This window comes from Buttiauxella agrestis ATCC 33320, assembly GCF_000735355.1.
Lineage (GTDB): Bacteria > Pseudomonadota > Gammaproteobacteria > Enterobacterales > Enterobacteriaceae > Buttiauxella > Buttiauxella agrestis.
The window spans coordinates 53,630-73,550 of record NZ_JMPI01000030.1; the positions used below are offsets into that span (position 1 = coordinate 53,630).

Sequence of the window (19,921 nt, forward strand, 5' to 3'; positions counted from 1 at the left end):
TAGCGGCGTTTATTCGCCGCTATACTTACCTCACATTTAGAAATTAACCTTCTAATTCTTCGAGGAATTTATGCGCTTACTTCATACCATGCTGCGTGTCGGCAACCTGCAACGCTCCATCGAGTTTTACACTAACGTACTGGGCATGACCCTGCTGCGTACCAGCGAAAACCCTAAATACAAATACTCTCTGGCCTTCGTGGGTTACGGTCCGGAAACGGAAGAAGCGGTTATTGAGCTGACTTATAACTGGGGCACCGAAAGCTATGATTTGGGCAATGCTTACGGTCACATCGCGCTGAGCGTTGATAATGCAGCCGAAGCTTGCGAACGTATTCGCCAAAACGGTGGCAATGTGACGCGTGAAGCTGGTCCGGTCAAAGGCGGCTCCACCGTTATCGCTTTCGTTGAAGATCCAGACGGCTACAAAATTGAGCTGATCGAAAGTAAAGACGCTGGCAAAGGTCTGGGTCACTAATACCCGAGTAGCGGGCATTTTTGCGCCCGCTACTGCAACCCTCCCTAAAATTTGCCATAATGCGCGCTGCTTTTTCCCCGTACTAAGAGATCCTGATGTCTGACAACACGCAACTGCATAGCCTGTGCGACCGTTTTCGTGGTTTTTATCCGGTAGTCATTGATGTAGAAACTGCCGGCTTTAACGCGAAAACCGATGCTTTACTGGAAGTCGCAGCCATCACTTTAAAGATGGATCAAGACGGCTGGTTATCGCCGGATGAAACCCTGCATTTCCATGTCGATCCGTTTGAGGGTGCAATCCTTCAGCCTGAAGCGCTGGCCTTTAATGGTATCGACCCGCACAACCCGTTGCGTGGTGCCGTCAGCGAATATGATGCGCTGCATGCGATTTTCAAAATGGTGCGTAAAGGCATCAAAGACAGCGGATGCAACCGTGCGATTATGGTCGCCCATAACGCCACATTCGATCACAGCTTTATGATGGCAGCGGCAGAACGCGCATCACTCAAACGTAACCCGTTCCATCCGTTTGTCACCTTTGATACCGCCGCGTTAAGCGGACTGGCATTAGGTCAAACGGTGTTGGCGAAAGCGTGCATCGCCGCGGGCATGCCGTTTGACAGTAGCCAGGCGCACTCTGCTCTGTATGACACCGAGCAAACAGCGCACCTGTTTTGCGAAATCGTCAATCGCTGGAAACGCTTAGGTGGCTGGCCTCTTCCGCTTCCGGCAGAGCCTGAATCTTAAGCATAAAAAAAGCGACCTAAGCCGGTCGCTTTTTTATTAGCACAAAACACATGAGCAAATAATTACTCTGCGTCTGACTCTTCAGATTTATGCTTCGCTGCGGTCTCTTTAATCAGAGATTGCAACTCACCACGCTGATACATTTCGATGATGATGTCGCAGCCGCCAACCAGCTCGCCATCAACCCACAGCTGCGGGAAAGTCGGCCAGTTTGCGTATTTTGGCAGCTCAGCACGGATGTCTGGGTTCTGTAAAATATCAACGTATGCGAAACGCTCGCCACAGGCAGACAGCGCCTGCACAGCCTGGGCAGAGAAACCACAGCTAGGCAGTTTCGGAGAACCTTTCATATAAAGAAGAATTGGGTTCTCGGTGATCTGTTGTTGGATTTTTTCAATAGTGCTCATTGCTTGCTTCCTCAAACCAAGTACTGGCATTAGCCTGCCATTGTAGCGATTGACACCCTCTCCAGAAAACACCATTTTTTACAGGGTTTCTCTGTGCTGCGCGATGGAGGGACAACATGCATCAAGAATAACACTTTTCCCGCAGCGGGAAATCAGGAAATAACTATAAGCACGATCAATAAATAGCCTCACAACCATTAGTTTGGTCATTTTTTTTGCGTTCGGTAACGAAACAGGAAGAGGAATCGAAAAAGGTTATTAACTTTATTGCGCCTTATGGATTAGAATCGGCGGGTTTCGCAAAATCATACACGGGCATGATGGTATTTATCATGCATTTATTTTAACCAGGGGAATGTCGAGTGGCGCGGATAACAAAAACATCTATCACGCTCTGTGCTCTGCTATTTACCTTGCCGTATATACCATTGACGCAGGCGTCTGAACACGCTCGTCCCGTGGTCGCGCAAAAGGCGCACGTTGTGAAATCCACAACGAAGAGCACAGAAAAGAGCAGTAAGAGTAAACAGAAAACCACTACCGCCAGCAAGAAAAGCACCACCACCAAGACCGCAAGCAAGAAAAAAGAAACCGCTGCCGCGAAAAGTAAAACCGTTAAAAATGCCAGCAGCACCAAAACCAAGAATCTTGCCAAAACCGACCGCAAAAAATCCTCTCAGCTCGCAAAAGTCCAGCCTGTTACTTTCACCGAAAAATGCAGTAAACCTCGCAAAGGTTACAAAACGCGTTGTGTGAAAGTTAAAGCAGAGCATCCAACGACTATTGCTCAGGCGCATAAAGTCCGCGTGCAAAAAGCACAAAAAACGGCAATGAATAAATTGATGGGCCAGATTGGCAAACCGTATCGCTGGGGAGGCACTTCGCCAAATACCGGTTTCGATTGCAGCGGTCTGGTTTACTACGCTTATAAAGACCTGGTGAAATTCCGCATTCCGCGCACCGCGAACGAGATGTACCATCTGCGTGATGCTTCTTCAGTAGACCGTGGCGAACTGGAAACAGGCGATCTGGTCTTCTTCCGCACCCGTGGTCGCGGCACCGCTGATCACGTTGGCGTGTATGTTGGCAATGGTAAATTCATCCAGTCACCTCGCACGGGTCGCGATATTCAAATCACGTCTTTAAGTGAAGATTACTGGCAGCGCCATTATGTGGGTGCCAAACGCGTTATGACCTCAAAAACCATTCGCTAATCCCTCTTCGTAAAAACTCGCACTTGCCCATAAACGGGTAAGTGCGTTTCTCTTTTGCTTTTCCTTTCAATTTGTTAACCTAAACCCGCACTAAAAGTGTTTATTTAACAATAGATACCCTAACTCATTTGAGTCAACGATGCGGCTCGAAGAATGACGGGTAATAAGGAGTTTGCAATGTCGTTCGAATTACCTGCACTACCATATGCGAAAGATGCTTTAGCCCCACACATCTCTGCCGAAACGCTGGAATACCATTACGGTAAACACCATCAAACCTACGTCACTAACCTGAACAATCTGGTTAAGGGCACCGCGTTTGAAGGTAAAACTCTGGAAGAGATCGTTCGTACTTCAGAAGGCGGCGTATTCAACAACGCAGCACAGGTGTGGAACCACACTTTCTACTGGAATTGCCTGGCACCAAACGCAGGTGGCGAGCCAACAGGCGCACTGCTGGAAGCCATCAATAAGTCTTTCGGTAGCTTTGCTGAATTCAAACAACAGTTTACCGACGCGGCTATCAAAAACTTCGGCGCGGGTTGGACCTGGCTGGTTAAGCAAGAAGATGGCGCATTAGCTATCGTTTCAACGTCTAACGCGGGCACCCCGCTGACCACTGCGGCAAAACCGCTGTTGACAGTAGACGTTTGGGAACATGCTTACTACATCGACTACCGTAATGCTCGCGCAGGCTACCTTGAGCATTTCTGGGCGCTGGTGAACTGGGAATTTGTTGCGAAGAATCTGGCAGCGTAAAACCTAAAAGATATGGGCCGCGATTGCGGCCCATTTTAATCAGTGCAGTACGGCAGTTAACGCGCCACAGACGATCAGTGCCAGAACAATGACCGTTGTGGTGATTGAAAATTTCAAATCTGTGCTCATCAATAAACTCCTTTTAATTACCTTACAATCGGTGTGTCAGAGCGATTTTCCCACAACCAGAAATAAAAATCCTCCTGGTTTTAACCTGATATCACTTTTCCCTCTTCCACTTTTCTTCCGGATAGGCCAAAATCCCTCGCTAATTTATTGCGTACCATCAATTCTATGCCCTCCTTCCGTTTTATGTCGCAATCCCGGCATACCCGCAACCCAAACGTTGCCTCAGGAGTCAGTGTACGCAAACGTTTAACATATTAGTTATCAGGAGTTTACGATATGGTCTGGAGTGAAATTTAATGGCGACAATCAAGGACGTGGCGAAGCGCGCAAACGTTTCCACTACAACCGTATCACATGTGATTAACAAAACTCGCTTTGTGGCGGAAGAGACTCGCAATGCGGTCTGGGCGGCAATCAAAGAATTGCACTATTCACCTAGTGCCGTCGCACGCAGCCTTAAAGTTAATCACACCAAAACGATTGGTCTGCTTGCCACTTCCAGCGAAGCCCCTTATTTCGCCGAGATCATCGAAGCCGTGGAAAATAGCTGCTTTGAAAAAGGCTATACCCTGATTCTGGGCAATGCGCACAACAACTTTGAAAAACAGCGCGCTTATTTATCAATGATGGCGCAAAAGCGCGTCGATGGCCTGCTGGTGATGTGTTCTGAGTATCCGGAATCACTGCTGACAATGCTCGAAGAATATCGCCATATCCCCATGGTGGTGATGGACTGGGGCGAAGCTCGCGCAGACTTCACCGACTCTGTGGTCGATAACGCGTTCCACGGCGGTTATCTGGCCGGGCGTTATTTGATTGAGCGCGGCCACCGTGAAATTGGCGCCATTCCTGGCCAAATGGAACGTAACACCGGCGGCGGTCGTCACGCAGGCTTTATGAAAGCGCTGGAAGAAGCCGGTATCGCCATTCCAGAAAACTGGATTGTTCAGGGCGACTTTGAGCCAGAGTCTGGGTACCGCGCGATGCAGCAGATTCTCGGCCAGTCTCATCGTCCAACGGCAGTCTTCTGTGGCGGGGATATTATGGCGATGGGCGCGATTTGTGCCGCTGATGAAATGGGTCTGCGTGTGCCGCAGGATATTTCAATTATTGGCTACGATAACGTGCGTAACGCCCGCTTCTTCTCGCCAGCACTGACCACCATTCACCAGCCAAAAGATTCGCTGGGTGAAACGGCGTTTAACATGTTGCTGGACAGAATCGTCAACAAACGCGAAGAGTCGCAGTCCATTGAAGTGCATCCGCGCCTGATTGAACGCCGCTCCGTAGCCGACGGTCCGTTCCGCGATTACCGCCGCTAAAATAGCGTAGGTCGTACAGCAGCGTCATCCGACAGTTCTGACGTAAATGGTGGATGACGCCTGCGGCTTATATCCACCCTACGAACTCTGTGAAGCAGCGCTGTCAGGCTCCTGCAACCACTCCTGATTCATCGTTTCGCTATCTCCCAGATAATCTAATAACCAGGCTAGCGCGGGTGACGCATCATTTTGCTTCCACGTCAGGCAACACGCGGCATCCGGGAATGGGTTATCCAGCGTCAGCTCGCACCATTTACCGGAATCTACCCACGGTCTGGCGATATGCAATGGCACCATACCGATGCACAAACCTGCACTCAGGCAATCGGAACCCGACTCCCAATCTGGCACTACTACACGCCGCTGGTTATCCAGCAGCCAGGTAATACGCTTTGGCAAGGAACGCGAGGTATCTTCCAGAACCAGCGACGGCCAGGCACGTAAGTCGTCATCACTTAATGTACCGCCTTGTACCGCCAGGGGATGATTTGCAGCCACCACGCAACGCCAACTCAGTGTCCCCATGTCCCGGAAGGCAAAACGCCCACCGACAGGAATGGCCTGCGTTGCGCCAATCGCAACTTCAACGCGCCCATCCGCCAGCGCGTCCCACACGCCGTTAAAGACTTCCTGATAAATATGCAGCTCGATATCCGGGAAATGGCGGTAGAAATCCAACACCAGCTGGCGCGTGCGTTCGGGTTTTACAATATTATCGACCGCAATCGCCAGGTGTCCGCGCCATCCATTTGCGATCTGCTGGCACTGCTGCCGTGTCGTCATCATTTTTTTGATAACAGAGCGCCCTTCCTTCAAAAAAAAGACGCCCGCGGGGGTTAATTCGACATCACGATGACGGCGTTCAAACAGCGGAACAGCTAACCATTCTTCCAGTTGCCGTACCGTATAGCTGATGGCAGACGGAACGCGGTGCAACTCCTGTGCAGCACCACTGAAGCTGCCATTGCGCGCCACCGCATCTATCACTTCCAGCGAATATTCAGACCACATTTTTCTGCTCACAAATTTTTTGAACGCAATAGACAAATATTAGCGTTTCACAAGCGTAATTGCACTCCGTACACTCTCGCGGCAATCAACCTGCAAGATAAATCAAGAGAAAAACATGCAACCATCAAAAGGATTTCTTATCTGGCTGGCCGGATTAAGTGTGCTGGGGTTCCTCGCCACAGACATGTATCTGCCAGCTTTCGCGGCTATTCAGCAAGATTTACAGACCGATGCTTCCGCGGTGAGCGCAAGCTTGAGTTTGTTCCTCGCCGGATTTGCGTTCGCTCAGTTAATGTGGGGGCCGCTGTCTGACCATTTCGGCCGCAAACCTGTGTTACTGGCCGGGTTGAGTCTGTTTGCCATCGGTTGTATCGGCATGTTGTGGGTCGAAAGCGCCACCGCGCTGCTGGTCCTGCGCTTTGTACAGGCCGTTGGCGTGTGTTCTGCGGCGGTGAGCTGGCAGGCGCTGGTGACGGATTACTACCCGGCAAACCGCGCAAATCGTATTTTCGCAACAATTATGCCGCTGGTTGGTTTGTCTCCGGCACTGGCACCGCTGCTCGGTAGCTGGATTTTGACGCACTTCGACTGGCAGGCGATTTTCGCCACCCTGTTTGCTATCACCCTGGTGTTGATGATCCCAACGCTGCGCCTGAAACCACGGACTCAGCATCACCCGCAAACTGAAGACAACAAAGTCAGCTTTATGTCGTTGCTGCGCAATCGCGTATATAGCGGCAACGTATTGATTTATGCCGCTTGTTCCGCAAGCTTCTTTGCCTGGTTGACCGGTTCCCCATTCATCCTGAACGATATGGGTTACAGCCCGGCGGCAATCGGCCTGAGCTACGTGCCACAAACCATTGCCTTCCTGATTGGCGGTTACGGTTGTCGCAGCGCGCTGCAAAAATGGAACGGCAAGCAAATGCTGCCCTGGCTGCTGGCTTTATATACGCTGAGTATTTTCGGCACCTGGGCGGTTTCGATAAGCGGTCACGCGACCCTGACGCTGCTGCTGATCCCATTCTGTATCATGGCAATAGCCAACGGCGCAATTTACCCTATCGTTGTTGCTTCAGCACTGCTGCCATTCCCGCAGGCCACCGGTAAAGCCGCTGCGCTGCAAAACACGCTGCAATTGGGCCTGTGCTTCCTGGCAAGTTTGATGGTGTCCTGGCTTGTGGCAACGCCGCTGCTGACGACCACCAGCGTGATGCTGGTGACCATTGCGCTGGCAATGTTAGGTTATCTGATGCAGCGCCGTAAAAATGCAGAGGTCTGGCAACCTGCTGAATCCGATGCGCATTAATGATGTTAGTGAATAACTTAGCGTGCTAACAATATTTCATTGAATCACTAAACAGGCGAGCCTATACTCATTAACGGCTCGGTTGTCAGCACAATTATAATGAAATCGTGACGGGAGCCTTTGTGCTCCCGTTTGTTGTTTTGAGAGCTTTTTTTGTGGGCACTCGCCCCTTTCTCTGTTCTACGTCGGATATCAGGCTCACGGTTTTTTCCGTGACATTTCTCACATGCCCAAAATAGCGTCTACGCTGTTTGAAGGTTCCTCACACAATGGTGATGGAGAAGCTATGAGTTCATCGTGTATAGAAGAAGTCAGCATAAGAAATAACCCGTGGTATCGAATTGTTAACGAAATGCTCGCTAAGGCTGGAGTGGAAATAAACGGCCCGCGCCCTTTCGATATACAGGTTAAGCACCCCGATTTTTTTAAACGCGTCCTGCAAGAGGGTTCACTCGGGCTGGGTGAAAGCTATATGGACGGTTGGTGGGACTGCGAGCGTCTGGATATATTTTTCAATAACACCATTCGTGCCGGACTCGAGGATCAACTTCCCCGCCATTTAAAAGACACGCTACGCATTGCCGCTGCCCGGATAATGAATCTGCAATCTAAAAAACGCGCCTGGATTGTTGGCAAAGAACATTACGATCTTGGCAATGATTTATTTAGCCGCATGCTTGATGAGCATATGCAATATTCCTGTGGTTACTGGAAAGAAGCCACCACGCTCAGCGATGCGCAGAACGCCAAACTAAAAATGATCTGCGATAAACTGCAACTGGAACCGGGAATGACGCTGCTGGATATTGGTTGCGGCTGGGGCGGTCTTGCGCAATATGCTGCCCGACATTACGGCGTCGCGGTACACGGTGTCACGATCTCTGCTGAACAACAAAAAATGGCGCAGGAACGGTGTGCGGGTCTTGATGTCACTATTTTGCTGCAAGACTATCGCGAACTGGATATGCAATTTGATCGCATTGTTTCCGTCGGCATGTTTGAACATGTCGGGCCAAAAAACTATGCCACCTATTTTAGTGTCGCCGACCGTAATCTGAAACCGGAAGGGATTTTCCTGCTGCACACCATTGGTTCCAATAAAACCAATAACAGCGTGGATCCGTGGATTGATAAATATATCTTCCCGAATGGCTGTCTGCCGTCGGTGTGCCAGATTGCACAATCCAGTGAAAAGCATTTCGTGATGGAAGACTGGCATAACTTTGGTGCCGATTACGATAAAACCTTAATGGCCTGGAATGAGCGTTTCTTGCAGCACTGGCCTGAAATCGCCGATAACTATTCCGAACGTTTTAAACGCATGTTTAGTTATTATCTGAATGCCTGTGCCGGAGCCTTCCGCGCCCGTGATATTCAGCTTTGGCAAATAGTCTTTAGTCGCGGCATTGAAGACGGCTTACGAGTTCCTCATTAATGAGTAATGGCCCCGGTATCTCCGGGGTCACTATTTACTGCAACTCTGTAGCATTTTCTTAACAAAGCGTGACCCTCCTCACGTTTCCTGGTCTCCTTTCTTCCTGAGTTTGATCCCGTTAACACTTATTCGTTTCTCAGTTGGAAACCGGTTTCCGTTTTGTTTCACAATAACCGCACTTCCCGAAACAATAACAAGGATACCGCCATGAGCATCTACCAAAAAATGGTCAATGTGATTGAGCACAAAGTCACCCCCATGGCCGGAGCAATGGGTTCTCAGCGCCATGTCATCGCTATCCGCGATGGTTTTATCTCAGCTCTGCCGTTCATGATTATCGGTTCGTTCTTGTTAGTGTTTATTTTCCCGCCGTTCTCTCCTGACAGCACCTGGAGTTTTGCCCGCTCGTGGCTGAATTTCTCGCTCACTTATCGTGAACAACTCATGCTGCCGTTTAACCTCAGCATGGGCGTGATGACGTTCTTTATCTCCGTCGGTATCGGCGCAAGTCTTGGCAAGCACTACAAGCTCGACCCTATCATGACGGGTCTGTTGGCATTTATGGCCTTTTTGCTGGTTGCCGCCCCTTATAAAGACGGGCAGATTTCGACGCAGTATTTCTCGGGCCAGGGCATCTTTACCGCGCTGATTACCGCGATTTACGCCAGTGAAATGTACGCGTTCTTAAAACGCCACAACATCACTATTCGCCTGCCAAAAGAAGTGCCTACCGGCGTGGCGCGCTCCTTTGAAATCCTGATCCCGGTGGTGGTGATTGTCGCCACGCTGCACCCGCTGAACCTGTTCATCGAGTCCACCACCGGCATGATTATTCCTGAAGCCATTATGCACCTGTTGGCGCCACTGGTTTCAGCGTCAGACTCTTTGCCTGCGATTCTGATTTCAGTGTTTATCTGCCAAATCCTGTGGTTTGCCGGTATTCACGGCGCGTTAATCGTCACCGGGATTATGAACCCGTTCTGGATGGCTAACCTTTCCGCTAACCAGACGGCGCTGGCCGCAGGTAATGTTCTGCCGCACATCTATCTGCAAGGTTTTTGGGATCACTATCTGCTGATTGGCGGCGTAGGTTCAACGCTCCCGCTGGCCTTCTTATTGCTGCGCAGCCGTGCCATTCACCTGCGCACCATCGGCAAAATGGGCGTGGTTCCTAGCTTCTTTAATATCAACGAACCGATTCTGTTCGGTACGCCAATCATCATGAACCCGCTGTTCTTCCTGCCGTTTACGCTGGTGCCGATGATTAACGCAACACTTGCCTATATCGCGACCAAATTAGGTTGGGTTGCTCAAGTGGTATCGCTCACTCCGTGGACAACGCCTGCGCCGATTGGGGCCTCGTGGGCCGCAAACTGGGCGGTAAGTCCCGTAATCATGTGTCTAATTTGTATGGTCATGTCGGCTGTGATGTATTACCCATTCCTGAAAGCTTACGAACGCACTCTGATCAAACAGGATGAAGAGCGTAGCGCGCAGGAAAGTGAAAACCCGATTACCGTGAACTAATCAACTACTTTTGCCTGCCGGTCTGGCAGGCTCGTCCGTCACAAGAGGAACTGTAATGAAATACGTATTTCCTGAAAATTTCTGGTGGGGCAGCGCAAGTTCAGCGCCACAAACCGAAGGCGAAACCCTCTCTTTTGGCAAGTCCGCCACTATCTGGGATCAATGGTATAAGGAACAACCCACCCGCTTCCACAACGGTGTGGGCCCAGCAGAGACTTCCACATTCTACAAAAACTGGAAGCAAGATATCGCCCTGCTCAAAGAGCTGAATCACAACACCTTCCGCACCTCGATTTCCTGGGCACGTCTGATTCCTGAAGGCCGTGGCGCGGTTAACCAGGAAGCCGTCACCTTCTACAATCAGGTTATCGACGAACTGGTGGCGCAGGGCATTAAGCCGTTTATCAACCTGTTCCACTTTGATATGCCGATGGTTATGCAGCAGCAAGGTGGCTGGGAAAATCGTGACGTTGTCACGGCCTACGCGGAATTTGCGAACGTTTGTTTCGAGCTGTTTGGCGACCGCGTGAAGCATTGGTTCACTTTCAACGAGCCGGTAGTGCCTGTTGAAGGCGGCTATCTGTATGATTTCCATTACCCGAACGTGGTGGATTTCAAACGTGCGGCAACCGTCGCCTACCACACCATGATTGCCCACTCCCTGGCGGTAAAGGCTTACCACCAGCGTAACGACGGCGGCGAAATTGGTATTATCCTCAACCTCACCCCTTCTTATCCGCGTTCGCAAAACCCTGCGGATGTGAAAGCGGCAAACATCGCTGACCTGATGTTCAACCGCAGCTTCCTCGACCCAGCTTTGCGTGGTGAATATCCGCAAGAACTGGTTGCACTGCTGAAAGAACATGGTCAACTGCCTGAGTGCCAGGCGGGTGACAAAGAGCTGCTTGCAGCGGGTGTCGTCGATTTACTGGGTATCAACTACTACCAGCCGCGCCGCATCAAGTGCCGCGACTCGCTGGTTAACCCGGACAGCCCGTTTATGCCGGAATGGTTCTTTGAAGCCTACGAAATGCCGGGCCGCAAAATGAACCCGTATCGTGGCTGGGAAATTTACGAGCAAGGGATTTACGATATTCTCACCAACCTGCGTGAAAATTATGGCAACCCAAATTGCTATATTTCTGAGAACGGCATGGGCGTTGAAAACGAACAGCGTTTCGACGAGAACGGCCAGATTCAGGATGACTACCGCATTGATTTCGTGCGCGACCACCTGAAATGGCTGCATAAAGGCATTAGTGAAGGCAGTAATTGCCTGGGTTATCACATGTGGACGTTTATTGATAACTGGTCCTGGTGCAATGCATACAAAAACCGTTATGGCTTTGTCTCGTTAAATCTTGAGACTCAGCAACGCACTATCAAGAAAAGCGGTGAGTGGTACAAAGCAACTTCCGCAGAAAATGGCTTTAACGATCGTACGTAATCTCAGCATTCGGGCCGCAAGGCCCGTTTCTGGCTGAGAAGCGGGAAACTCACACCATGTCGAATATTAATGATGTAGCACGCCTTGCACAGGTTTCTAAAGCCACCGTTTCGCGTGTTTTAAGCGGCAGTCGCGGCGTGAAAGAAGAGAGTCGCCAGGCCGTTTTGCGCGCGGCAGAAATACTTAACTACAAGCCCAATGCGATTGCTCAATCTTTGAGTTCCCAATCAACCAATTGCATTGGCGTAATCTGTGCCACCGAGCATATTCAGCAGTCCACAGGCTACCTGCAAGCGCTGGAGAAACAGCTTAACCAGCATCATAAACACCTGCTGTTACGCTTCGCCAATGACCACGACAGCGTGGCGCAGGCCGCTCAGGAACTTTCAAACGGGTTATGCGATGCGTTGCTGGTTGTGGGGGCGCGTTTCTCACTCCCTCCCCTCGACGACGATATTATGCTGATTGATTGCCTGAGCGGTTCGAATGCGCTGAGTATTCAATGCGATCACGTTTTCGCGGCTGAAACCGCCGTGCACTATTTGTGTAACCAGAAACGGCGGCAAATCGCCCTGATAAACTTTGCCAGCGGTGAAGCGGCAGCCCAAACCCTTGAGGGTTATCACCAGGCGCTGCACAACCACGTGGTGCCTTTTAACCGGCAGTTGGTGATTGAGGATGAATCCTCGGTGCGTATCGCGCTGCAACGGCTGATCAATCGCGGTGTGAAGTTTTCCGCATTGCTAGTGACCGATGACACTCAGGCGCAGGAAGCCATGATGATGCTCAATCAGTACCAGTTACACGTGCCTGAACAAGTGATGGTATTCAGTCTTGATGGTTCAACCCGAATGCCGGGAGCAAACGCCATTCCAGCGATTAAATATCCCCTGGAAAGTATTGCGCGTCGGGCGGTGGAATTATTGCTTGGGGATCGGCATACCAGTGATTTGGTGCGCGGAAGTTTGTTGATTGCATAAGAAAGTCGGATGTCGCGTAAACGGCATCCGACAAAACCCTGCAATCACGCCTTCGGTAGCAACGCATCCAGTGTCGCTTCACGCTGCGCAAGCACGCGCTCAACGGTGTCTACTATCGCCTGGGTTTGCGGGTCGATTTCGATATTAATACGATTCCCCAGTTTTTTACTGCCAAGTGTAGTGCGCTCAAGCGTTTCCGGAATTAAATGTACGCAGAAACGCGAAGCCGTGACTTCACCGACCGTCAGGCTAATACCATCAATGCCGATATATCCTTTATGCAGAATATATTTCATCAAGGTTTTATCGCGCATTTTAAACCAGATCTGGCGGTTATTTTCTGAGGTCAGAATCTTTGCTACTTCAGCGGTCGTCATAATATGACCGGACATAAGATGCCCGCCGATTTCATCATTAAATTTAGCCGCGCGTTCGACGTTAACACTATCACCCACAACTAACTCGCCGAGATTGGTAATACGCAGCGTCTCTTTCATTAAATCAAAGCTGACGTGGTTGCCATTGATTTCAGTGACGGTCAGGCAACAGCCGTTGTGTGCCACCGACGCACCTGTTTCAAGGCCAGGTAACATCTCATCTGGCATTTCAATTACGTGGGTACGGAAATTGGGTTTCTCATCAATGGAGACCAGGGTCGCAGTACCCTGCACAATACCTGTAAACATCGTCAAACTCCTGGTAATTATTCGGCTGCTGATAATTCGTAATGCAGCACTTTAACAGTTGGAAAAACAGCTTGCCAGCTATCCGCACTACCCCACCATTATTTGGCTGGCGTATTCGTTTTCTGCCGCTACAATAGTCAGGCTAATTCCCCTGCAATTCCTATTTTTCTGCCATTTCTGGCGGTCTTGTTGTCTTTCTAATAACTAATAATAATCAGGTGTTAAAAATGCAGAAGTACATAGTTGAAGCCCGCCAGCTGCTCGCGCTGGCGATACCTGTCATCCTCGCGCAAATCGCACAAACCTCGATGGGCTTTGTCGATACCGTGATGGCCGGTGGCTACAGCGCAACCGATATGGCCGCTGTGGCAATCGGTACCTCCATCTGGCTACCCGCCATTCTGTTCGGCCATGGTTTGTTAATGGCGCTGACGCCTACCGTGGCGCAACTCAACGGATCTGGTCGCCGTGAGCGTATCGCGCACCAGATTCGCCAGGGCTTCTGGCTGGCTGGCATTGTCTCGGCGCTCATCATGATTGTGCTGTGGAACGCGGGCTATATCATCCATGCTATGAAAAATATCGACCCACAACTGGCCGATAAAGCCGTTGGCTACTTGCGTGCATTGCTGTGGGGCGTCCCGGGGTATTTATTCTTCCAGGTGGCGCGTAACCAGTGTGAAGGCCTGGCGAAAACCAAACCCGGCATGGTGATGGGTTTTATCGGTTTACTGGTCAACATTCCAGTTAACTACATCTTTATTTACGGTCACCTTGGCATGCCAGAGCTCGGCGGCGTAGGCTGCGGTGTTGCAACGGCTGCCGTATATTGGGTGATGTTCTTCAGCATGATTTCCTATGTGAAGAAATCCCGTTCGATGCGCGATTTGAAACTACCAAAAGGCTTCATCAAGCCCGACTGGAAAGTGATGTATCGCTTAACCCAACTAGGGCTGCCGATTGCGCTGGCGCTGTTCTTTGAAGTGACGCTGTTCGCCGTGGTCGCTCTACTGGTTGCGCCTCTGGGGATTATCGATGTGGCTGGGCACCAGATTGCCCTTAACTTCAGCTCGCTGATGTTTGTTCTGCCGATGTCCCTTTCCGCGGCGGTCACGATACGCGTAGGCTTCCGTCTGGGCCAGGGTTCAACACTCGACGCGCAAACGGCGGCCTGGACCGGCATTTGCGTAGGGATGTGTATGGCGATGCTGACTGCGATTTTCACGGTAGTGATGCGCGAACACATCGCCCTGCTCTACAACAGCAATCCTGAAGTTGTCGCGCTGGCGGCGCACTTGATGCTACTGGCGGCGGTGTATCAGCTTTCTGATTCTGTGCAGGTGATCGGCAGCGGCGTGCTGCGTGGCTATAAAGATACGCGCTCGATTTTCTTTATCACGTTTATCGCCTACTGGGTGTTGGGATTGCCAAGCGGTTACATTCTGGCGCTGACGGACTGGGTGGTTGAACCGATGGGCCCGGCAGGTTTCTGGATTGGATTTATCATCGGCCTGACGTCTGCGGCCGTCATGATGATGCTGCGGATGCGTTGGTTACAGCGCCAGCCTTCAATCACGATTTTGCAACGCGCTGCACGGTAAATGTTCATGGCCGCCTTTTTGGCGGCTATTTTTACACCGAGTTGCGCAGATGCGCAGCAAACGAGTGAAATATGGAAGAAATTTGCTGTTTACCGCTTGCAAGGCTCGGGTGCTGCCGCTAATATTCGTCCCCGTTGTCACAGACAACACAGTGCGTCCGTAGCTCAGTTGGTTAGAGCACTACCTTGACATGGTAGGGGTCGGTGGTTCGAGTCCACTCGGACGCACCATTTAACGTTTTACCGCAATCAGCAGTACCGCAACAAACAGTGCGTCCGTAGCTCAGTTGGTTAGAGCACCACCTTGACATGGTGGGGGTCGGTGGTTCGAGTCCACTCGGACGCACCATTCTTGAAAAATCTCTCTTTGTTCAACTCCTCTGTTATAAAAAATCATCTACACATCACAAACAGCTTTGTCCCCCATTTTTTGCCCCAGACATTTTCAGTTTTTGATTTCCTTGATGACATTTCCCGCCTGACCGTCGGTGATATTCAGGGAGTGCACCATCGTGGTTAATAACCCGGCTGCAACAAATAGAATGGATTATTTTGTTTGTATGAATAAACAAATCTGCTGGAGGGGGATGACTACGGCCTCTTCACAGAGGCCGTTACTGATTAGCTGCCGATGACTCCGCCATCTGCTTTCACAATCACCACCGTGGAAGAACGCGGACGACTAGTTTTATCGCCATCAGGCCAGGTTGAAACGGCAGTAGGATTCGCCGGGTCGCTGATATCATCGCCAGGTTCGCCGGGGTGCTGGATATTAATAAACAGTGTGCGGTTGTCTGGGGTAAAGGCGATGCCGGTTATCTCGCAGCCGCGCGGGCCGGTGAGGAAACGGCGATATTCATTGGAGCCAGGTACGGTGGCGAGCATCTGGTTATTGCCCATGCCCTCGTAGGCTTTTTTGTTGATGGTGCTGGACGAGACATCCGTCTGAATCCATAACACGCCGCGATGGTCAAACGACAAACCATCCGCACTTCCAAATTCAGCCCCGGTCATTGAGCCTTTGGTTTTTTCATCCGCGCTATCGGGTTTGCCGCCCAACACCAGAATGTCCCACTTAAAGGTAGTTGATGCCGGGTCGCTGTTCTCCTCGCTCCAGTGCATGATGTGCCCGTAAACATTGTTAGCACGTGGGTTAGCGGCATCTACCGGGGCTTTGCCTTCTTTGCCGCGATCGCTGTTATTGGTCAACGTACAGTACACGCTCCCCGCGGTATGGGTATCGACCGCAATCCACTCCGGTCGGTCCATTTTCGTTGCGCCAACCACATCGGCGGCAAGACGGGTTTTGATCAGCAACTCGCCCTGGCTTGCAAAACCGTTACTGTGATCAAGTCCTGATTGCCCATAAACCAGCGGCAACCAGACACCGCTGCCATCGTCATTAAATTTCGCCACATACAGCGTACCTTCAGAAAGTAGGTCCATTGCCGATTCGCGATTGCTGGCATCGTAAATGCCTGTGGAAACAAATTTATAGATGTACTCGAATTTCTGGTCATCGCCCATATAGGCAACAGCACGGTTATCCGCAGCCAGCGTCACCGCCGCACCTTCATGCTTAAAACGCCCGAGCGCGGTATGTTTACGCGGAGTTGATGCCGGATTATACGGGTCGATTTCCACCACCCAGCCGAAGCGGTTGGGTTCATTCGGTGTGGCGTCCACGTTAAAACGCGGGTCAACTTCACTCCAGCGGTAGGAGTCATCGCTGTCGCTAATGCCATAGCGTTTTTCGAGTGCATTCGGCGCGGCTTTCTTAACGAAAATATCCGACCAGTTCTCTTCACACGTCAGATAAGTTCCCCACGGTGTATGCCCGTTGGCGCAATTTTGCATGGTGCCCAGCACCGTTTCACCCTGCGGGTCGGCAGCGGTTTGCATCAGGGCATGATGTTTCGCAGGCCCGGTTAAAGTCATTGGAGTGTTCACGGTGATGCGACGTGCAAACTCAGAGGGGCGAACCACTGCCCAGTTCCCCCCCTCTTTTTTCACCTCGATAACCGAAACCCCCATCGCATTCTGCCCTTTGCGGACTTTATCCAGGCTCCAGTTCGCCACACCATCTTTAAACAGCAAACCGTTGTCGATGTATTCATGGTTCATCGCCAACAACCCGTGATGCGGGTCATCACTGCCCTGCGGCAGACCAAACCACGCCATCCCGTCATGGTGCATTCCCGCCTGAGCTGCCTGCTCATCAGTGGTGTTGCTGCCATCGGTTTTAAATTCCGGCAGATTGCCTTTTAAACCCACCGCATCGCCCCAGCGGTAAAACGGTCGCGCCACGTAGCCTTCAGGCACGCGAACGGTGTCGTCGGTCGAAACGCCGATACTGGTAAAACCGAGTGATGAAGGCCGCACCATGGCAGTCTCGACCGCCCATGCGGCAGGCGATTTCAGCAGTGCCGGGAATGTCACCGCCGTGCCGGCGAGCATACCCAGTTGCAGGAAGCGGCGGCGGCTGACAAAAGCACTGGCAACATCTGAGAAAACGGGGTTAGCGCTGCAATTACTGATTTCGTTGCTGTGTTCTTGTTTAAACAGCGGCTTAAGAGGTCTGCTCATCATGGCTTCCTTTCGATATTGTTATCAGAAGTGAGCAGTGTAAGAAGGATTTGTTACAGATTTATAACAACAGACGCCAGAATTACATCCATCATGGCCACGTTATTCATTATCCAGCCAGTTAATGAAAAACTCGCTGAAAGCGGTCACCTGCAAAGGCTGGAAACGCCGTTGCGGGTAGACAAACTGGAGGCCGACCTGTTTTTTGTCATGGCGGCTGAAACCGATAAAACACTCCGCAAACAGAACCGCCAGCCGCCCCTGCTCCACATCGCGCTTAATGTCCCACCACGATTTACTGGCGATACCCGCCCCTGCCAGCACCCACTGGCGCAGTAGTGCGCCGTCATCACACACCATCGCTGGCGTGACCCGAACCACGGCTGATTCGCCCTTTTCTTCAAAGCGCCACTCGTTCATCAGCGTGCCGCGTTGCTCCATCACCAGGCAGCGATGCGCGTGCAGCTCATCGGGATGCTGGGGAATGCCGTGTGTTTCAAGGTAGCTTTTCGCCGCCACGAGCACACGGTGGTTGGGGCGAATAAATTTAGTTACCAGATTGCTGTCCGGAAGGTTGCCGAAACGCACGCTCATGTCCAGGCGGTTGGCAATCAAATCCACCACATTCTCGCTCAGATACACCGAGCTTCTGACTTCAGGGTGGAGACGGGAAAAATCGAGTAACGCGGGCGACAGATACTGGCGGCCAAAATCTGACGATGCTGAGATCCGCAGGCTGCCGCTAAGCACACCCTCTTTTTGCGTCAGTTTCGATTCGGCCTGCGCCATTTCTTCCAGCACGCGCAGCGCGGCGTGATAAAACTCCTCCCCGGCTCGAGTCAGGGCGATGGCGCGCGTGGAGCGGTTAAAAAACCGGGTCTGATATCGCTCCTCCAGCGCTTTCAGCCTGGCCGTCATGGTGGCAGGAGAAAGGTTCATCCTGCGTCCGGCGGCAGCCAGCCCACCCGCCTCAACCACTTCCACCAGCAACGTAATATCTTCGAGTTTGCCCATTATTTTGTTTTCCTGAATAGAGAATCAGTTTTCGCTGCCATTATCAAAGCGATTCGCAGGGCGTAAAGTCAAGCCATAACTGACCTCCCTGGAGAATAAAACATGAAGCAACGTACCCTGTTTGAGAACACGCAAGTTGGCGCTGTCGAACTGAAAAGCCGAATCGTGATGGCCCCCATGACCCGCGCCCGCGCCGCACAACCGGGCAATATCCCCACGGCGTTGATGGCAGAGTATTACCAGCAGCGAGCCGGAGCTGGGCTTATCATCACCGAAGCCACGCAAATTTCTCCCCAGGGTCAGGGGTATTCCTGGACGCCGGGTATTCATTCTGCGGAACAGGTTGCGGGTTGGCGGCTGGTGACGGACGCCGTCCATAAAGTCGATGGCAAAATATTCTCTCAGTTGTGGCACGTGGGGCGCATGTCTCACGAAAGTTTTCATCCCGACGGCAAGCCTGTTGCCCCTTCCGCGTTGTCGCCAGACGCGCAGGTGTGGGTGGTGAACAGCAATGGCGTCGGAGAAATGGTCGCCTGCCCGGTGCCACGTGAACTGACTAATGATGATATTCAACAGGTGATTGCGGATTACCGTCAGGCGGCCATTAATGCCATGGCTGCCGGGTTTGACGGTGTGGAAATCCACGGTGGAAACGGTTATCTGATTGACCAGTTTTTGCGACGCACCTCGAATAAGCGTACCGATGAATACGGCGGCAGTCTGGCAAACCGGGTGCGTTTTGCGCAGGAAGTGTTGGAAGCCATCAGCGATGCCATTGGCGCAGACCGCACCGGCATTCGCCTTGCACCGTTTATTACCCAGCGTGGGATGGACGACTCGCAGACCAGTGAAGCCATTCTGGCCCTGGCCGCCTGGTGTGAAACCAAAGGCATTGCCTTTATTCACCTTGCCGAAGCAGACTGGGATGATGCGCCGCAGGTGCCATATGAGTTCAGAGAAACTCTGCGGGCGACGTTCAGCAGGGCGATCATTGTCGCGGGCAATTACACGCGTGAAAAAGCCGACAAACTGCTGGCTGCAGGAATGGTGGATCTGGTGGCTTTTGGTCGTCCGTTTATCGCCAACCCAGATTTCCCGCGTCGCCTGAAAGGCAATCTTCCTCTGGCAGGTATTGGCAATCCGGCAACCCTATTTGGTGGCACCGAAGTCGGTTATACCGATTATCCCTTGCTGGCGGCTGAGGTCTGAGACGAAACGGAGGTTAAGGATGGCGCTCTCAACTATTTCAAGATGAGGAGTCAGCCAGG

At 51.6% G+C, this 19,921-nt stretch carries 18 protein-coding genes and 2 tRNA genes; 14 read left to right on the forward strand and 6 right to left on the reverse strand.

The window, feature by feature from the left end; all coding sequences use genetic code 11:
* The first annotated feature begins 70 nt into the window (after positions 1–70).
* Positions 71–478, forward strand: coding sequence for a lactoylglutathione lyase (gene gloA, locus GBAG_RS10540; RefSeq protein WP_034495787.1), 408 nt, complete (start codon positions 71–73; stop codon positions 476–478).
* A gap of 95 nt (positions 479–573) precedes the next feature.
* Complete coding sequence (rnt, locus tag GBAG_RS10545; RefSeq protein ID WP_034495788.1) at positions 574–1,227, forward strand: ribonuclease T; 654 nt, start codon at positions 574–576, stop codon at positions 1,225–1,227.
* A 62-nt stretch (positions 1,228–1,289) separates the two neighbouring features.
* Here rnt and GBAG_RS10550 read toward each other — a convergent pair whose 3' ends face one another.
* Positions 1,290–1,634: a Grx4 family monothiol glutaredoxin gene (locus GBAG_RS10550; RefSeq protein WP_034495790.1), complete on the reverse strand. Its 345-nt coding sequence runs from the start codon at positions 1,632–1,634 to the stop codon at positions 1,290–1,292.
* A 362-nt stretch (positions 1,635–1,996) separates the two neighbouring features.
* Between GBAG_RS10550 and GBAG_RS10555 the strand changes: the two genes are divergently transcribed.
* Together GBAG_RS10555 and sodB are read left to right on the forward strand one after the other, a co-directional pair.
* Positions 1,997–2,848, forward strand: a complete 852-nt coding sequence (locus GBAG_RS10555; protein ID WP_034495791.1) for a C40 family peptidase — start codon at positions 1,997–1,999, stop codon at positions 2,846–2,848.
* 177 nt (positions 2,849–3,025) lie between these two features.
* Positions 3,026–3,607, forward strand: coding sequence for a superoxide dismutase [Fe] (gene sodB / locus GBAG_RS10560; RefSeq protein ID WP_034495792.1), 582 nt, complete (start codon positions 3,026–3,028; stop codon positions 3,605–3,607).
* Between the two features lie 39 nt (positions 3,608–3,646).
* Here the strand turns inward: sodB and cydH are convergent, their stop codons facing one another.
* On the reverse strand, positions 3,647–3,736 hold the full coding sequence (gene cydH / locus GBAG_RS22735; protein ID WP_034495793.1) for a cytochrome bd-I oxidase subunit CydH: 90 nt from the start codon (positions 3,734–3,736) through the stop codon (positions 3,647–3,649).
* A 296-nt stretch (positions 3,737–4,032) separates the two neighbouring features.
* Between cydH and purR the strand changes: the two genes are divergently transcribed.
* Entirely contained in the window at positions 4,033–5,058 is a 1,026-nt protein-coding gene (gene purR / locus GBAG_RS10570; RefSeq protein ID WP_034495794.1) for an HTH-type transcriptional repressor PurR, read from the forward strand.
* Positions 5,059–5,136: 78 nt separating this feature from the next.
* Here purR and punR read toward each other — a convergent pair whose 3' ends face one another.
* The gene (gene punR / locus GBAG_RS10575) at positions 5,137–6,069 is read right to left on the reverse strand and encodes a DNA-binding transcriptional activator PunR (protein ID WP_034496269.1); all 933 of its coding nucleotides are present in this window, start codon (positions 6,067–6,069) and stop codon (positions 5,137–5,139) included.
* A 115-nt stretch (positions 6,070–6,184) separates the two neighbouring features.
* Here punR and punC point away from each other — a divergent pair, with 115 nt between their 5' ends.
* The 5 genes from punC (at position 6,185) to GBAG_RS10600 (ending at position 12,767) form a co-directional block, all read left to right on the forward strand.
* Positions 6,185–7,378 (forward strand): purine nucleoside transporter PunC, encoded by a 1,194-nt coding sequence (punC, locus tag GBAG_RS10580; RefSeq protein ID WP_034495795.1) that lies wholly within the window; start codon positions 6,185–6,187, stop codon positions 7,376–7,378.
* Between the two features lie 286 nt (positions 7,379–7,664).
* Complete coding sequence (gene cfa / locus GBAG_RS10585) at positions 7,665–8,813, forward strand: cyclopropane fatty acyl phospholipid synthase (protein ID WP_034495797.1); 1,149 nt, start codon at positions 7,665–7,667, stop codon at positions 8,811–8,813.
* Between the two features lie 207 nt (positions 8,814–9,020).
* Positions 9,021–10,340 (forward strand): PTS sugar transporter subunit IIC, encoded by a 1,320-nt coding sequence (locus tag GBAG_RS10590; protein WP_034495798.1) that lies wholly within the window; start codon positions 9,021–9,023, stop codon positions 10,338–10,340.
* 55 nt (positions 10,341–10,395) lie between these two features.
* Positions 10,396–11,787 (forward strand): glycoside hydrolase family 1 protein, encoded by a 1,392-nt coding sequence (locus GBAG_RS10595; RefSeq protein ID WP_034495799.1) that lies wholly within the window; start codon positions 10,396–10,398, stop codon positions 11,785–11,787.
* 56 nt (positions 11,788–11,843) lie between these two features.
* Positions 11,844–12,767, forward strand: a complete 924-nt coding sequence (locus tag GBAG_RS10600) for a LacI family DNA-binding transcriptional regulator (RefSeq protein ID WP_034495800.1) — start codon at positions 11,844–11,846, stop codon at positions 12,765–12,767.
* Between the two features lie 44 nt (positions 12,768–12,811).
* Here GBAG_RS10600 and GBAG_RS10605 read toward each other — a convergent pair whose 3' ends face one another.
* Positions 12,812–13,453 carry a riboflavin synthase gene (locus GBAG_RS10605; protein WP_034495801.1) on the reverse strand — a complete coding sequence of 214 codons (642 nt, stop codon included), beginning with the start codon at positions 13,451–13,453 and terminating at the stop codon, positions 12,812–12,814.
* Between the two features lie 227 nt (positions 13,454–13,680).
* On the opposite strand from GBAG_RS10605, the gene mdtK reads away from it, so the two are divergent.
* From mdtK to GBAG_RS10620, 3 genes are all read left to right on the forward strand, one after another.
* Positions 13,681–15,054 (forward strand): MdtK family multidrug efflux MATE transporter, encoded by a 1,374-nt coding sequence (gene mdtK / locus GBAG_RS10610; protein ID WP_034495803.1) that lies wholly within the window; start codon positions 13,681–13,683, stop codon positions 15,052–15,054.
* 153 nt (positions 15,055–15,207) lie between these two features.
* A tRNA-Val gene (locus GBAG_RS10615) sits at positions 15,208–15,284 on the forward strand.
* A gap of 41 nt (positions 15,285–15,325) precedes the next feature.
* Positions 15,326–15,402: transfer RNA gene (locus tag GBAG_RS10620), tRNA-Val, on the forward strand.
* 272 nt (positions 15,403–15,674) lie between these two features.
* Here the strand turns inward: GBAG_RS10620 and GBAG_RS10625 are convergent.
* Positions 15,675–17,639: a PhoX family protein gene (locus GBAG_RS10625; RefSeq protein ID WP_034495804.1), complete on the reverse strand. Its 1,965-nt coding sequence runs from the start codon at positions 17,637–17,639 to the stop codon at positions 15,675–15,677.
* Between the two features lie 102 nt (positions 17,640–17,741).
* Positions 17,742–18,653: a LysR family transcriptional regulator gene (locus GBAG_RS10630; protein ID WP_034495805.1), complete on the reverse strand. Its 912-nt coding sequence runs from the start codon at positions 18,651–18,653 to the stop codon at positions 17,742–17,744.
* A 102-nt stretch (positions 18,654–18,755) separates the two neighbouring features.
* Between GBAG_RS10630 and GBAG_RS10635 the strand changes: the two genes are divergently transcribed.
* Positions 18,756–19,862 (forward strand): alkene reductase, encoded by a 1,107-nt coding sequence (locus GBAG_RS10635; protein ID WP_034495807.1) that lies wholly within the window; start codon positions 18,756–18,758, stop codon positions 19,860–19,862.
* Positions 19,863–19,921 lie beyond the last annotated feature (59 nt).

Coding starts and splice junctions, on each gene's coding strand:
- gloA (WP_034495787.1), top strand. CDS start 71: ATGCGCTTACTTCATACCATGCTGCGTGTCGGCAACCTGCAACGCTCC.
- rnt (WP_034495788.1), top strand. CDS start 574: ATGTCTGACAACACGCAACTGCATAGCCTGTGCGACCGTTTTCGTGGT.
- GBAG_RS10550 (WP_034495790.1), bottom strand. CDS start 1,634: ATGAGCACTATTGAAAAAATCCAACAACAGATCACCGAGAACCCAATT.
- sodB (WP_034495792.1), top strand. CDS start 3,026: ATGTCGTTCGAATTACCTGCACTACCATATGCGAAAGATGCTTTAGCC.
- cydH (WP_034495793.1), bottom strand. CDS start 3,736: ATGAGCACAGATTTGAAATTTTCAATCACCACAACGGTCATTGTTCTG.
- purR (WP_034495794.1), top strand. CDS start 4,033: ATGGCGACAATCAAGGACGTGGCGAAGCGCGCAAACGTTTCCACTACA.
- punR (WP_034496269.1), bottom strand. CDS start 6,069: ATGTGGTCTGAATATTCGCTGGAAGTGATAGATGCGGTGGCGCGCAAT.
- punC (WP_034495795.1), top strand. CDS start 6,185: ATGCAACCATCAAAAGGATTTCTTATCTGGCTGGCCGGATTAAGTGTG.
- cfa (WP_034495797.1), top strand. CDS start 7,665: ATGAGTTCATCGTGTATAGAAGAAGTCAGCATAAGAAATAACCCGTGG.
- GBAG_RS10590 (WP_034495798.1), top strand. CDS start 9,021: ATGAGCATCTACCAAAAAATGGTCAATGTGATTGAGCACAAAGTCACC.
- GBAG_RS10595 (WP_034495799.1), top strand. CDS start 10,396: ATGAAATACGTATTTCCTGAAAATTTCTGGTGGGGCAGCGCAAGTTCA.
- GBAG_RS10600 (WP_034495800.1), top strand. CDS start 11,844: ATGTCGAATATTAATGATGTAGCACGCCTTGCACAGGTTTCTAAAGCC.
- GBAG_RS10605 (WP_034495801.1), bottom strand. CDS start 13,453: ATGTTTACAGGTATTGTGCAGGGTACTGCGACCCTGGTCTCCATTGAT.
- mdtK (WP_034495803.1), top strand. CDS start 13,681: ATGCAGAAGTACATAGTTGAAGCCCGCCAGCTGCTCGCGCTGGCGATA.
- GBAG_RS10625 (WP_034495804.1), bottom strand. CDS start 17,639: ATGAGCAGACCTCTTAAGCCGCTGTTTAAACAAGAACACAGCAACGAA.
- GBAG_RS10630 (WP_034495805.1), bottom strand. CDS start 18,653: ATGGGCAAACTCGAAGATATTACGTTGCTGGTGGAAGTGGTTGAGGCG.
- GBAG_RS10635 (WP_034495807.1), top strand. CDS start 18,756: ATGAAGCAACGTACCCTGTTTGAGAACACGCAAGTTGGCGCTGTCGAA.